We start from the raw sequence: 15,588 nt of genomic DNA, 5'->3' as shown, positions 1-15,588 counted from the left end.
ATCTGGCATCTGTGTAACATATGTTTGACAAACCTACAATAAATAAATATAGCAAATCTATACCGGCCCCAATAAAATCAATTCTATGATAAAAACATACAGTTTGGACAGTTACTTTTTACTCTTTTATCCGAAAGACTTACAATATATAGGCCCAAATGGTGAAAGTGCCCATTTGGGCCTATTATTGTATGAATTCATACATTATAACCAGAGCAAGATCCACCCGTGTAATACAGTATTGTCATTTTGACAATTTTGTATTACTTACGAGTAGCAGATCTTGATGGGGATTACGTCCCCATACCCACGTGAAAATATAATTGCTGGCAATTACATTTTAGCAGATACGCAAGCATATCTGAGCAAGCGTCACAGACAACAAAATAAGGAAATTTTGATAAGGCATTCACCTGGAATAGGTGAGTGTTTTTTGTTTTTAAGTATTCAATTAACCGAAAAAATAAAAAAATTTCCTCAGGGGGCTGTAAAAATGCCTCTCAGCGTTTCGTATTAATGAAAGGGTATTTCTTGCAGGAAAAATAAAAATTTTTCATTAAGAGGCTGTATTTATGCCCTTCATCTTTTGTATATGTGTAAGAACATTTTTTAGCCGGCATAAAAATGATTTTTACAACAATTAGAAACAGAAATGAGGCGAGAAAAGAATGAAATATGAATACATGAAGGAGTCTGAGCAGATGCTTCAGTACTTCCAGTTTCCGAAGTTTTTGCTAAAGTTGCGAATTTCTCAAAATGCAAAATTTCTTTATATGATTTTGTATGACCGGGCACGGATATCGAGAAAGAATAGCTGGATAGACAAGTATGGAAATGTTTATCTGATTTTTCCGATAGAGGAATTGTCTGTTCAAATCGACAAATGCAAATCTTCTGTAAAAACAGCATTGAAGGAATTAGATGATGTGGGACTATTGGTTCGCAGATCCGGTGGTTTTTCAAAACCCAATCATTTATATGTAAAAATTCCATCTGATGAGATAGGTTTACAGCCGGTTGAGAGTAAGGCGGTTGAAAAGATGGCTGCAACAGAGTCGGAAAAGCCCCCATCATCTGGTCGTAAAAATGGCTGTGCAGAAGCCGGAAATGTGGCACCTAGTAAAGTAACTGAGAAATATAAAAGAAATAAATATCATGAAGTAAATTATTGCTATGGGGAAGGAGAGAGTTTGTGATGAGAGAAGAAGATACCGTATGTGTAGGCAGTGATGGTTTGCAATATTGCAAAGTCTGTGGGGAAGCGAAAGAAGCATTTTTTCCTAAGGGTGACTTTATGGGGATGAAGAAACATTCCAGGCAATGTGCTTGTGACAGAAAAGCGTATGAAGAAGAACAAAAATATTTTAAAGACAAAGAGCACTGGGAATTAGTCAGCAGAAATACGAGCATCTGTTTTGACGAGAGCAGAATGGAAGAGTGGACATTTGAGAATGCAGATATGTCAGATGCGGTAATGCATAAGGCAAAAAGCTATGTTGATAACTGGGAGGAAATGAAAAGAAATCATATAGGCTGTTTGTTCTGGGGACCGGTTGGTACTGGGAAAAGTTTTATTGCCGGGTGCATTGCCAATGAACTTCTAAAGCAGGAGGTAACGGTAAAGATGACCAACTTCAATACCATTATTGATGATATATTTCCGCTGGCAGACAAAACGGAATATATCAATGCATTGACTTTATATCAGCTTTTGATTATTGATGATCTTGGTGTGGAACGAAATTCAGAATATGCGTTAGGAATTATTTTTAGCGTCATAGATCGCAGGATCCGTTCGGGACGACCTTTGATTATCACAACGAATCTTCCACTGAAAGAAATAAAAAGCGAGACCATATTAGATAAAAGGCGTATCTATGATCGCATTTTGGAAATGTGTACACCAATGTATGTTGGAGGCGCAAGCAAACGAGAAGCGATTGCAAGTATGAAAATGGAGAAAGCGAAAACGCTGTTGAATACAAACAGAGGGGAGGAGGAATGCGAATGAATCATACAGAAAAAACAATACCTGTCTGGAAGAAATATTCTTTAAATGTTTCCGAAGCAGCTGAATATTACGGAATTGGCGAAAAGAGATTAAGACAGATTGCAGGTGAAAATGAGGGAGCGGATTTCATTTTGGAAGTAGGTTCTCATATACGGTTCAAAAGAAAATTATTTGAAGATTATCTGGATACAGCCAGCACAGTTTAAGTGACAGAATAGAAGAAATAGTAATGAAAATAATGTTCATTTTATCTTAGCGAAGGGAAGGTCTTGTGGTATAATGAGTAAACCGAGACGGTCTTCCAAGTTAAATGAACATTTAATGAAGGAGACGAAATATTATGAGTGAAAAGAGGAGAGATCATAGAGGACGTATATTACACAATGGAGAAATACAGTTATCTGATGGCAGATATCGATTTAAGTATGTCGATGAGATGGGAAAGGAGCGCTGCGTATACAGCTGGCGCTTAGACCATAACGATGCAGCTCCGAAAGGAAAGCGCCGTACTTTGTCACTTCGGGAGATGGAGAAGAAAATCCAGGCGGACCATTTTGAGCAGATTGCAACAAATGGCGGAAATATGACGGTACTGGAACTGGTTGAAAAATATACATCAACCAAAACCGGTGTCAGACCTACTACAGTTGCAGGATACGGAACAGTTATCAATTTATTGAAGAAAGATCCATTTGGAAAAAGAAGGATTGATACGGTTCGAATTTCGGATGCAAAATGTTGGCTGATACATCTTCAGCAGGTAGAAAAGAAAAGCTATAGTTCCATCCATTCAATCCGAGGAGTTCTTCGTCCGGCATTTCAGTTGGCAGTGGATGATGACCTGATCAGGAAAAATCCATTTCAGTTTCAGCTGATGGAAGTGGTTGTGAATGACAGTGTGACAAGAGGGGCAATCAGCAGAGCGGAGAAACGAAAGTTTCTACGATTTGTGAAGGAGGATCCTCATTTTTGCAGGTATTATGAAGGAATCTATATTTTATTTAAAACAGGTCTTCGCATCTCGGAATTTTGTGGTTTGACGATTTCTGATATTGATTTCAAGGAGCATACGATCAACATTGATCATCAATTGCAGAAAAAATCAAAAATCGGATATTATATTCAAGAGACTAAAACAACCAGTGGAATGAGAAAGATACCTATGACTGCGGATGTAGAGGAATGCTTTCGGAAAATTATAGAAAAACGAAACCTGCCAAAAGCAGAACCTATGGTAGATGGAAAAAGTGGATTCTTATACTTTGATAAAAATGAAAGTATCTGTTATTCCCTGCACTGGGAGCATTATTTTCAACACATCATTCAGAAGTATAATAATACTTACAAAGTACAGATGCCTGTCATTACACCGCATGTATGTCGGCATACCTATTGCTCAAATATGGCGAAATCAGGAATGAATCCAAAAGCACTGCAATATTTGATGGGCCACTCAGAGATCAGCGTAACGTTGAATACATATACGCATGTAAATCTTGAGGATGCCAGGGAAGAGGTTGCCCGGATTCAGGTTGTGTAATTACGATTTTTAATTGAAAATAGCAAGGTGTAAAATAGAAAAACATACACCTTATTTTACACCTTTTGCGGACGATATTATGCGAAAATAAACCAGGTTATGCCAGAAAGCAAAAATTTACAAAGGCTTACAAAGTCCGAAAAACCAAGAAAAACTAAGAAATGCGAGGTTATGCAACAATGATAAAAGTACTTTTCATCTGCCACGGCAACATCTGCCGTTCCCCCATGGCAGAATTCATATTAAAAGATATAGTAACAAAACGTGGTATTGCCGATCAGTTTGAGATCGCATCGGCAGCCACCAGCACAGAAGAGATTTGGAATGGTGTTGGGAATCCGGTGTATCCGTCGGCAAGAGGAGAACTTGCCAGACATGGGATAAGTTGCAAAGGCAAACGGGCGGTGCAGCTTACAGTCTCAGATTATGATCATTACGATTATCTGATTGGTATGGATTCTATGAATATGAGGAATATTGAACGAATGACCGGACACAGACGTGGGGATAAGATCTATAAGATGCTGGAGTTTGCCGGGCAGGATGCGGATGTCAGAGATCCGTGGTACAGTGGGAATTTTCGGGAGACTTATGAAGATGTTGTAGAAGGCTGTCAGGCGTTTCTTGACTGGTTGACAATTAACAAGAAATTAAGTAATTGATTAACCCAAATTTCACTTGATTTCCGAATAATTAAGTTGGATGCAAACTTTCTTTTTGCTAAAGAACATGTTAATATATATATAATAGCAAGTTCCTGTGGGAACAGAACATGTAAAATTAGGTAAGTATTCATTGTTGGGAGAAGATATTATTATGGCATTTGAATCATGGAGAGAGATTAACAGAATAAGGAAAAATCACCGCGACGCCATATATTTTTACGCGAATCTGCAAGATCGGTTTTACACGATTGAGGAAAATGATATTCTGCCTGATGAGTTGAATCCGGATGATAAAAATTTACTAAAAGCATTTTGCGACTGTACATGTATAGAAGAAACAGAGAAGAATAAAATGTGCAATTTGTATAGACAGATTGAGCAGGGAACAAAAGAGCCGATCAAGATGGATGATTTGGAGACATGGGTGCATCTTGAGACCAGATCCGGGAAGAAAGTTCTGATGGCAGTCCTTTGTTATCTTGAGAAAGATGAAAAAGGATTGATTCGGGAGTATGTGGGCATGATACGGATCATGCGCAAACAGGAATTAGAGAATCGGGAGATTGTGACATCGTTTAGCAATGATAAGAATCCGGCATTCTTTCTCAAGAAGATTGCGCGTTTTCAGGCAGAGCATCCGGAACGGGAGTATGCATATATTCAGTTTGATGTCCGTAGATTTAAGTATATCAATGAGAAGTATGGCAGTGATACAGGAGATAATATTCTTCGGTATATATATGACACGCTGGATGTGATGTGTGATAAGGAACATCTGCATTGTAGATTGTCAGCGGATGTATTCCAGATCGTGACCTATTATAATTCCAGAGAAGAAATCATGGAATTTATTGATAAACTTGATGAAAAAATTCGGAGATATGGTGATATCAAGTTAAGCATTACATATGGAGTGAATATCGTACCGGGCAGCTCAACGGCATATCGCAAGCATGGAGATGAAGCAGGACTTGCCCGTGCAGAGGGTAAGCGGACGATTTTGAATAAGGTTGTATTCTATGAGGATACGCTGATGAATCATGTGAAACAGACGGGAGCGATCGAGGAAGTTGAGGAGGAGGCTCTGAGACGGGAAGAATTTCAGGTTTATCTTCAGCCGAAGTACCAGTATGACAGAAGTCATGCCAAGATCGTCGGAGCAGAGGCGCTTGTGCGCTGGATTGATGCAAATGGAAAATGCAAGTCGCCGATGGAATTTATTCCGGTATTTGAGGCAAATGGATTTATATACAAATTAGACTGTTTCATGTGGGAGATGGTATGTAAAGTTATCAGAAGATGGCTGGATACCGGAAGGCAACCACTTCCAATCTCGGTGAATGTGTCGAGAACCTATCTTCAGAAAGAAGATGTTGCAGGATATATCAAGAATCTGATCGACCAATATCAGATTCCGATGGAGCTGTTCCAGTTAGAGATCACGGAGACAACGGAGAATGCAGAATCATTGTCTTATATCAATAGTTTGAAACAGGCGGGATTTACATTGTTAATGGATGATTTCGGATCAGGTTATTCTTCCCTTTGTATGTTGAAGAATACACCATTTGACGTATTGAAGATGGATCGGCAGTTTTTGGATGAATGTTTGGACAGTAAACAGGGTAAGACGATCATTTCTCATGTGATATCCATGTCAAATGATTTGGGCTTAAGTATTATAGCAGAAGGCGTAGAGAATCAAGGAACGGCAGATTTCCTTTATGATAATGGATGTAGTGTATCTCAGGGATTTTATTTTTCCAAGCCTGTTCCGATTCCGGAGTTTGAGCATATGTTGGATGAACAGCAGACAGAGCAGCAGAGGTAGATATAAGGAACGGGAGGACAAAGTACTGTTGGAACTTTTGGATGGAAGACCGGAGAATACGGAAGGAAGACTGGAGAAGGAGATTCGGGTATATGATTTTCTTGACCATCTTGGAATAGAATATAAGAGAGTCGACCATGAACCGGCATTTACGATGGAAGTATGTGAGGAGATTGATAAGATGTTGCAGGCGACAATCTGTAAGAATCTTTTCCTGTGCAATCGTCAGAAAACACAGTTTTATCTGTTGATGATGCCGGGAGACAAGCCGTTTAAAACGAAGGAGATCACTTCACAGATCGGGAGCGCAAGACTGTCATTTGCATCGGCTGAGGACATGGAGAAATATCTGGATATCGAACCGGGGGCTGTCAGTGTCATGGGACTGATGAATGATACGGAGCATCATGTACGGCTGTTGGTGGATGAAGACATATTAAAAGGCGAGTATCTTGGCTGCCACCCATGTGTGAATACATCCAGTCTGCGGATGCGCACGGCAGATGTATTCGGATTGTATCTGGATGCGGTCGGACACGATATGACAAAAGTCGTCCTGACAGGTGAAGCATAGAGCAAAGAAAAAACCAGGCCATAAGTCATATACATTCAGGGAAATGTTGTTGACCATGTGTTTGGTTTTTGCTATGTTTAGACGAGAGATTTGAAAGGAAATAAAATATGAAAGAAAATATAAAGGGACGGCCGGGAAATAGAAAACCGGATGGCAGAAAAGTCCAGTCCCCAAATAAGAAACCCAATCCCGTGGCATACGAATATACAGACGAAGAATACCAGAGATTACTTGTAAAGAAGCAGACAGAGATGGAAAAGCTGCTTTCAGGATTTGCACCGGTCGATCCAATCGTGGGAATGGAAAATCCGTATTATTACAGGAACAAAGTATGTGCGGAATTCAGAAAACTGAAGAATGGTACGATCATCTCCGGCCGATATCAGGAGGGTACTCATAATGTCATAGAGACAAAAGGCTGCAAGATCGAAGATCAGCGGGCGGATGCAATCATTCAGGATATCACAGGGCTGTTTCGGTCATTTAAAATGATGATCTATAATGAAGACAGCGGATATGGACTGATCCGTCATGTGCTGATCCGGACAGCACATCAGACCGGACAGATCATGGTGATCATTGTGACGGCATCTCCGGTATTTCCGTCGAAGAAGAATTTTGCAAATGCACTTTTGAAGCTTCATCCGGAGATCACAACGATCGTTCAGAATATAAATACAAAGGATACGAATATGGTGTTAGGTGACCGAAATCAGGTCATCTATGGCAAAGGCTATATAGAAGATGTTCTCTGCGGCAAACGGTTTCGTTTGTCGCCGGGAAGCTTTTACCAGATCAATTCTGTTCAGACGGAGAAATTATATAACAAGGCGATCAAATATGCGGATCTGAAAAAGAAAGAGACGGTGATAGATGCATACTGCGGAATCGGAACGATCGGTATCGTTGCAAGCGACCGGGCAAAACGAGTGATCGGTGTGGAACTGAATGCAGAAGCAATCCGTGATGCGAAGATTAACAGCCGGATGAACAAGATAGAAAATATCGAGTTCTATGCAAATGATGCAGGCAGGTTTATGGTAGAACTGGCAGACGCAGATGAGCATATTGATGTTGTGTTTATGGATCCGCCTCGTTCAGGAAGCACGGAAGAATTTCTTTCTTCCGTTGTAACTTTGTTTCCGCGTAAGGTAGTTTATATTTCCTGTGGACCGGATACCCTTGCGAGAGATCTGAAGTATCTGACCACACATGGCTATCAGGTGTTAAAGATCACACCATTTGATCTCTTCCCATTTACTGAGCATACAGAGGTTGTTACGCTATTGACGAGAGACAGAGTTGTTTTTAAGTAGGAGAGGAACGTTATTAAAGATGAAAGAAAAGATAAAATTATTATCCGGTGCACAACTGAAATATATAGCATTTGCTTCAATGTTGATCGATCATGTTAATAAAACATTTTTCATATATTTTAACAGCAAGGCTTTAATAGTTATGAGTGAACTGTTTGATATATTAGGCAGGATCGCATTTCCTATCTTTATTTCCCTGTTGGTGGAGGGATATTTTAAAACGAGAAATCGATGGAGATATTTGGGAACACTCCTGGTATTTGGAATTATATCAGAGGTTCCGTTTGATATGTGTACATCTAATGTATTTTTTGAACCAAACTGGAATAATATCATGTTTACGCTTGCACTGGTGTTGGCGATGATCTGGATTATTGATGCCCTGAAAAAGAAGATGCAGACGCTGCCCAAGTTCTTGTGGTATCTGGTATCTTTTATAATTGTAGCAGTAACTTGTCTGATAGCCATGAATCTGAGTCTGGATTATGATTCCCATGCGGTGTTGATCGGTTATTTTCTGTATCTTTTTCATGACAGACCGATTATTGCTATTCCGTTTAATTTTGCATCGATGTATAAGGAACCATGGGCACTTCTGGGTTTTGGCCTGATGCTTACTTATAATGGAAAGCGTGGAAAGCAGAATAAGCTTGTGAACTATTTGTTTTATCCGGTGCATCTTCTGATATTGGGAATTCTGAGAATGTGTCTTGGAATTTGACAGTAATTTGACGGCAACCGGTTGATAATCATTGAATTTTATGCCCCAATGTAGTATAATCATCGTGCTATTTTGGGGCTTTTTTGCGCCATTATACAGGTAAAGAACAAGAATACAGAGAAAAATTACCTTGTGGCATCAACTTTGAACGGCCATCTGACATAACGTAATATGGCTGAATGGTATGAGTTGTATGACCTTATAAATCAAGGGTTCTTCGGTGATTGCTAGATACATAAAATCTAGTATAAATTTATATAATTCATAAAAAAATGGTACACTAACTGGTACACCAAAAATTAACTGAGTAATGTGGATATAATAAGATTGCCCCAAGATAGGATTATAAGATAAAGACGTCAGCATAGAAAAAATGCAGGACGTCTTTATTTTTTATAATGAAATGTTAAATATATTCTGTAGAAATAAGTAGTGTGTTTCGCGTATGTTCCATCAATATCTTTTGCTCATCAACAGAATATACTACATCGGCAGCTTCTGGTTTGATAGCTGCATTCTTCTTATCTTTATAGGCAAGATATGCAGCAAGGGCATTATTGATGGAATCATTTGAAAATGAGAATGAAATGCTGTCCGGTATATAATCTCCGGTTTCGCCTTTTTACTTGTTATGTCCATGTCAGTTTGTTCATCCAGTCTCATAAGGATAGACAGGACATCCCCTATTGTAGAGATTTCAAAAGTAAGAAATTCATTTATGCTGACACCCAGTGCGGATACAATCCTTAATAGCTGAAAATCAAATGACAGGGGACGTCAGGCTGGAGACGTATTTGAGATGATAGCTTATATTGATATCATCGGCAATCGCTTAGATCAGATGACGCAGGAAATAAATCAGATGCGCAAGGAAATGCAGGCGATGCGTGATGAACAGGTATCAAAGAGTCTGAAAGAAGTCTTATCAGATGTGGTCGGTAAGGCACAGTCGCGATGTAATGAGATGAAACAGAAACTTCCTGAGGCGAAAAATGATATGTAGATAAAGGCTGCAGAGATTGTAGGTGACTTTAGGCAGAAGGGGAAAGAGGCTCTGAACAAGGTGGCTGACTTCCTCGGGGCAAAGGAGAAGCTGTCAGAAATCCGTGAGAAAGTACGTGAGGGAATCCGTGAGACAGACCAGACACTTGCAAGAATTGATGGATTCTCAGAAGGTATGAGAACCGCAAGTCGTCAGATCGCAAACAGCTTCCGCGCGCTTGCTGGCAGGGAGAAAAAAGATTATGTGCAGGATGATATAGCCCGTGATAACCAGACATATCTCCGTAAACCATGGGAGTGGCAGAAGAAAGTTTATACTGGGCTGGAACTTCACCTCGATGCCGCCATCGACAAAGTAGATAATCTTCGCCTCGATGTTATGGACAGACGCATGCAGGAGCTGAGAGATCGCAGGAAAGAGTCAAAGTCAGAAAATAAGGAAAACTATGGAACACCAGAAAGAGAAACATCACATCTTCCTCTAGGGCGATTAGCAGTAGTTGCTGAAGAACAGCCGGTATATGGAGCTGATGCTTTTGAGGCATATATGGCAAAGCAGGATGAGAAAAAGAATATAACGGATACGATGATAAATCGGGGGCAGATGGATAAGCATAAGGGCAGATAGTGAGATAAAATTAAGTTGTTGATAGAATATGTTGCGGGACGTAGGTAAGAGATATTGCATGCGTACGATTCAATAAAAATACAGATGATTTCGCATTTTGCACAGCTAAGATCAAAAAGTTTGTTTCATACAAAGATATCAAAAAGCTGATGGCTGATCTGAAGCTTATATATGCGGCTCCAACAGAAGAAACCGCTTTAAAAGAATTAGAATTATTCAAAGATAACAATGCAGCTTAACGGCTTGAAATCAATATATTTCCCATTGGTAATACCTAAGGTTAACAAGATGACAATATATTGCTTTGATGCTATGAAAGTAATGTAATAATAAAAAAATGTTTATGAAAAATGATGAGAGTATGCAATAATCGTGTTTTTGTGTCGATATATGCAGAGTAACGTAATAATGAGTAGAGAACATGAAAACAAGGATGTACAACCATGGAAGAGAACAAAAGGTGTGTGAGAATCCCAGAGGGAACATGCTGTGCGTATTGCTAATGGACTTGATATTTAATGTGTTTCATTTGCAACATATAAAATTATGAATGGACTAGGAGGATATAGTTGTTTCAAAATGGATGGAAAAACTTTCGTGAAAGAATTCACAAGAATATTGGAAAAAGTATGTAAAATCACAGGAATTTCTTATAATGACAGGATTATTATCTCGGATGATCCAGAGTGTGATGCAGATTATGGAGTTGATAAAAATGGTAATCTGGTTATTGATTGTGAGTGCACAAATTTAAAGTTATCAGAGCTCAGAGAAATTCGTTATAGAGCTAAAGGAGGTATGATTGAAGATTGTAATGGACATATTTCTTTGGTGTTCAATAATGGTATGGAATTCTATATGCACTTTGATAGTATGATAGGGTTAGGCGATCAAATTTATAGCGCCAATTTTCAAAATGGTGCATGCGACTGTAGCAACTATGTAAAAGAACTGATTCATATAAAAAATCTTGATTGGAATAGTCAGTTTATAGTATCAGATAATAAGTTGCTCTTATATATAGGCATTCAAAAAGATGTTGTTATTCCAAAAGGTATTACCGAGATTAGAGAAAGTGCATTTGCACGTACGCATATTACAAGTGTTGTGCTTCCTGAAACGCTTACATATATTGGGAACATGGCATTCAGTGAAACTAATATAGATTCCATTTGCCTACCAAAATCAATAACATATATCGGCAATGGAGCATTTAGACTTACGCCTTTGGAATCAACAAAAAATATCAAAAATTATTCAGATATTATAATTGATGACCGTGTTTGGTAAGTGAATATAGCTGATTACTAACACTGTGCTAATGATACAAGTAAATAAACTAGATGAGTATCTGGGGGGGATAAAAGTTTCGCCACAGTTGCCATTAAAATAATAAGGGGCTGTAAAAAAAGTCCGTAGATAAAGAAGCGCCAGTTTCGGCAAATGTCGGTTCTGGCGCTTCTTTGTATGGATCTTTCTGTTACTGATCGTAAACGCTCCATAGCCAGTACCCTACCGTATTCTTAAAAAATTTGAGATAATCTTCCTAAAAAGTTGGAAAATTCGCGGGGATTTTCCAACTACGTTAAGGAGGTTGCAAATTCCGGCTCATCTGACCACGTATTCCGCTAAGAACTGATCGGTCTTTCCGGATGTAGCTGAACGTATTTCCGCTTCAGCTGATCAATAAGTTTTCAACGTGTTATAGTTCTTTCGTAGTCATCAAATGATTACGAAAGAAGGCATAACTATGCAAGACTACAACACGATTATCGGCTCCATCCAGATGCGTTTGAATGGATGCCAGACCAAGTCTGTTATGGACCGTTACAAGATTGGCTCAGGTACGTTAAATCTGATCATGAGCCGATATCATGCCAACGGGATCCCGATTGAGGAACTCCGAATGATGGCACCTAAGGAAGTTGAGGACCTTTTCTATCCGCAGAAAAATCTACAGAGGAAAGATATCCCTCTTCCAGATTTCCAGTATTACTATGACAGAATCCATACACCAGGAAGCCGCATGAACATTTCGTTCTGCTGGCTGGATTATAAAGAAAAGAATCCTGATGGTTATGAGAAGTCACAGTTTTATGAATACTTCAACCGATTCATAGCGGAAAACTATGGTGGTCAGAAAGTATCAATGGCTGTAAACCGAATCCCGGGTGAAAAGATGTATATCGACTGGGTCGGCGATCAGCCGGAACTTTTAACAGACACTGAAACAGGTGAGATTAACAAGGTTCATATTTTTGCGACCATGCTTGGAGTAAGTAGCCTAATCTATGCAGAAGCTTTTCCAAATGAGAAACTCCCATGTTTTATAGAAGGCGAGCCTGTGAAAGTTTTTCTGTAAATAGGATTTTAAGGTCTTCTATGATAAAATATAAAATCATAGGAGACCTTATTTTATGGCAAGAGAAAAGAAACCGGTACACAAAGTACAAATGACCGAAGAAAAAAGAAACATCATTCGTCAGCTCCTTGAAGAGTATGACATTGAATCCGCGCAGGACATTCAAGATGCCTTGAAAGATCTGCTTGGCGGAACCATCAAAGAAATGATGGAAGCTGAAATGGACGATCATCTTGGATACTCCAAATCTGAACGCTCAGACAGCGACGACTACCGTAACGGCTATAAGACCAAACGGGTAAACAGTAGCTATGGAAGTATGAAAATCGAAGTTCCACAGGATCGTAAATCTACCTTTGGGCCACAAGTGGTAAAGAAACGTCAAAAAGACATTTCAGACATTGATCAAAAGATTATTTCAATGTATGCCAAAGGTATGACTACCCGGCAAATATCAGATACACTGGAGGATATCTATGGATTTGAAGCGTCAGAAGGCTTTATTTCAGATGTAACCGACAAAATCATGCCACAGATTGAAGATTGGCAGAACCGACCGCTTTCAGAAGTTTATTCGGTTCTTTACATTGATGCAATCCACTATTCTGTCCGCGATAATGGCGTTATCCGAAAACTAGCAGCCTATGTTATCCTGGGAATCAATCAGGATGGTTACAAGGAAGTTTTAACCATTGAAGTAGGGAAAAACGAAAGTCCAAAATACTGGCTTTCTGTTTTGAATGGTCTGAAAAATCGTGGGGTTAAGGATATTTTGATCATTTGTGCAGATGGACTGACAGGCATTAAAGAAGCAATCGCTACCGCCTATCCTAAAACAGAGTATCAGCGGTGCATTGTTCATCAGGTCAGAAATACCATGAAATATGTTGCAGACAAAGACCGTAAGCCGTTCTGTGCAGACCTAAAAACCATTTATCAGGCTCCAACCGAAGAAAAAGCATTGGATGCATTGGAACGAGTCACAAAAAAATGGAGCGAAAAGTATCCGAATTCCATGAAAAGCTGGAAACAAAACTGGGATGCTATTTCGCCAATTTTTAAGTTTTCTGCAGAGGTCAGAAAGGTTATATATACAACAAATGCCATCGAAAGCCTGAATGCTACCTACCGCAAACTTAATCGGCAGAGAAGTGTCTTCCCTAGCGATACTGCATTGTTTAAGGCTTTATATCTATCCACTTTTGAGGCAACCAAGAAATGATCGATGCCGCTTCGAAACTGGGGACAGGTTTATGGCGAGTTGATCATCATGTACGAAGGACGACTGCCCGAATAAAAAATTTAAAGCTTGTTTTACAGGCGGAAATTTTCGCCTGCTCTTGACATGCTCGAATCAATACTGTTATATATAAAGCAAGGGCTGAATGCTCATTTGAGAGCCTTCAGCCCAATCATTATCATAGAAGATCACATTTACAGACTTTTATTCACACACTCTACTAATATTTTCATCTAATATTATATTTAGTTTGTGCAATAATAAATCTTCATCAATTTCACAGAAATCTTCATTTATACTTTGTTTGTAAATGCACCCACCATTACATAATGGAAATCTTTTGCATTTGGTACATTTAACCGATATTTCAGTATTTATCCATTTTTTTTCTTTTTCTCGACTTGTATAATAGATATTTCCTATAAATTCTCCATCAGAAATAGCTCTAGAACATTTCCCAACTTTCCCGTTAGTATAGATAGCATAACTATTTGGCAAATTTGCAATGCATCTTCCAGCACGTGTTGTAATTGTGTTATATACATTGTTAATCAATCCTACACCCAACATCTCATTGAACAAGGCTATCTTCAATCCATTACTTTCTGATTCAGTCTCAAAAATAGGGCTGGTATAAACTCCTACCATCTCATTTTGAACATATTTTTCACCTAAAAAATGAATGAGATTTATTACTTCATCAAAATTAGTCTTGCTATAATTAATTCGAATATTCACTATAACTTTATTAGCAGTAAGTGTATCGATGTTCTCTATAACGTGTTCAAATGAATTTAGATCGCCAAATTTTTTTACTTTCTCATAATAACAGTTCATACCATCCAAGGTAATCTGAACTACTTTCAATCTCCAATTTTTAAGACTATTAGCTATTGTCATTTGATTAAATAAATATCCATTAGTAATCATTTTAGAGTAGAAATCAATGCTATTTGAATTCAGCTTTTTACATAAATCATCAATGCCATTCGAATTTATCAATGGTTCACCACCAAAAAATTCAATAACGGTCTTTTTATTCGGAATCAGATGATTTTTAATAAAAGTTACAATATCTTCGATACAGTTAATATTGTATTTTCCTTCAACAGACTGCTGTTCAAAGCAATAATAGCATTTTGCATTACATTTCATAGTCATGTATATCTTAAATACTTGGTATTTACTATTATATATGTCTTCTTTTAGTTTATCTATTGCTTTTTGCGTTTCATCGCATTCATCATTAACCCAAAGTCCCATTTTTATAAATTCTTCTGATTTTTCAGTATCATGAGAAGTGTCACAAAAACTATTATATTCATGTTGATTTAAAATAACACATGCACATGTAAATGTATTGTATATAAGAAAATATGAGGATTTTTTGACAATATAATTGTATTTAGATAGTTTCATTCAATACCTCCATAAAAAATAGGAACTGCATGACATATGCAATCCCTATCATGGTCGAAAATTGCTGATCTAGTGAGTGACTACACCACCACAATCACCTTCATTTTCAATACAGCCAATTGACAATTCATTTTCTTTTCCTTCGGATATCACAATCATAATTAACACCTCCCACATTTATATTCATAATATATTATATCCAATCTTATGTCAAGATTGAATAGGATATTTTTTCTATATATTTGTAGGATTACAATACATGTGTTACAACTGAATATA

The 15,588-nt window shown here is 38.2% G+C and carries 12 protein-coding genes and 2 pseudogenes; 13 read left to right on the top strand and 1 reads right to left on the bottom strand.

The features are described 5' to 3' along the window. Positions 1-668: 668 nt before the first annotated feature. The 13 genes and pseudogenes from DWW43_RS11865 to DWW43_RS11795 all read left to right on the top strand — a co-directional run bounded on the left by DWW43_RS11865 (position 669) and on the right by DWW43_RS11795 (position 13,947). Positions 669-1,196, top strand: a complete 528-nt coding sequence (locus DWW43_RS11865; protein ID WP_119963749.1) for a replication initiator protein A — start codon at positions 669-671, stop codon at positions 1,194-1,196. Further along, positions 1,196-2,011, top strand: a complete 816-nt coding sequence (locus DWW43_RS11860) for an ATP-binding protein (protein ID WP_119963747.1) — start codon at positions 1,196-1,198, stop codon at positions 2,009-2,011. The genes DWW43_RS11865 and DWW43_RS11860 overlap by 1 nt, the downstream gene beginning before the upstream one ends. Then, positions 2,008-2,217, top strand: a complete 210-nt coding sequence (locus DWW43_RS11855; protein ID WP_004844954.1) for an excisionase — start codon at positions 2,008-2,010, stop codon at positions 2,215-2,217. Before DWW43_RS11860 ends, DWW43_RS11855 begins: the two co-directional genes overlap by 4 nt. Positions 2,218-2,351: 134 nt before the next feature. Further along, positions 2,352-3,551, top strand: a complete 1,200-nt coding sequence (locus DWW43_RS11850) for a site-specific integrase (RefSeq protein ID WP_119963745.1) — start codon at positions 2,352-2,354, stop codon at positions 3,549-3,551. 179 nt (positions 3,552-3,730) lie between these two features. Then, complete coding sequence (locus tag DWW43_RS11845; RefSeq protein WP_119963751.1) at positions 3,731-4,213, top strand: low molecular weight protein-tyrosine-phosphatase; 483 nt, start codon at positions 3,731-3,733, stop codon at positions 4,211-4,213. A gap of 154 nt (positions 4,214-4,367) precedes the next feature. Further along, positions 4,368-6,047 (top strand): GGDEF domain-containing phosphodiesterase, encoded by a 1,680-nt coding sequence (locus DWW43_RS11840; protein WP_133302421.1) that lies wholly within the window; start codon positions 4,368-4,370, stop codon positions 6,045-6,047. Further along, entirely contained in the window at positions 6,019-6,621 is a 603-nt protein-coding gene (locus DWW43_RS11835; RefSeq protein ID WP_347475270.1) for a prolyl-tRNA synthetase associated domain-containing protein, read from the top strand. Before DWW43_RS11840 ends, DWW43_RS11835 begins: the two co-directional genes overlap by 29 nt. Positions 6,622-6,728: 107 nt before the next feature. Continuing rightward, positions 6,729-7,937: a 23S rRNA (uracil(1939)-C(5))-methyltransferase RlmD gene (gene rlmD, locus DWW43_RS11830; RefSeq protein ID WP_119963741.1), complete on the top strand. Its 1,209-nt coding sequence runs from the start codon at positions 6,729-6,731 to the stop codon at positions 7,935-7,937. A gap of 19 nt (positions 7,938-7,956) precedes the next feature. After that, positions 7,957-8,658, top strand: a complete 702-nt coding sequence (locus tag DWW43_RS11825) for a TraX family protein (RefSeq protein WP_008401875.1) — start codon at positions 7,957-7,959, stop codon at positions 8,656-8,658. 772 nt (positions 8,659-9,430) lie between these two features. Then, positions 9,431-10,288: pseudogene (locus DWW43_RS11810) on the top strand (DUF6674 family protein); the annotation flags it as partial. Between the two features lie 579 nt (positions 10,289-10,867). Beyond that, positions 10,868-11,578 carry a leucine-rich repeat domain-containing protein gene (locus tag DWW43_RS11805; RefSeq protein ID WP_165853079.1) on the top strand — a complete coding sequence of 237 codons (711 nt, stop codon included), beginning with the start codon at positions 10,868-10,870 and terminating at the stop codon, positions 11,576-11,578. A gap of 460 nt (positions 11,579-12,038) precedes the next feature. Continuing rightward, the gene (locus DWW43_RS11800) at positions 12,039-12,650 is read left to right on the top strand and encodes a transposase (protein ID WP_165853078.1); all 612 of its coding nucleotides are present in this window, start codon (positions 12,039-12,041) and stop codon (positions 12,648-12,650) included. A gap of 55 nt (positions 12,651-12,705) precedes the next feature. Then, positions 12,706-13,947, top strand: a pseudogene (locus DWW43_RS11795) (IS256 family transposase). A gap of 147 nt (positions 13,948-14,094) precedes the next feature. On the opposite strand, the gene DWW43_RS11790 reads toward DWW43_RS11795, so the two are convergent. Then, positions 14,095-15,309: a radical SAM protein gene (locus DWW43_RS11790; protein ID WP_119963727.1), complete on the bottom strand. Its 1,215-nt coding sequence runs from the start codon at positions 15,307-15,309 to the stop codon at positions 14,095-14,097. Between the last annotated feature and the right edge of the window lie 279 nt (positions 15,310-15,588).

The sequence above is a fragment of the Clostridium sp. AF15-41 genome (genome assembly GCF_003604095.1).
Taxonomy (GTDB): Bacteria; Bacillota; Clostridia; order Lachnospirales; family Lachnospiraceae; genus Coprococcus.
Note: the sequence above shows the minus strand (reverse complement) of the source record. Positions and strands in the feature narration are given on the sequence as shown.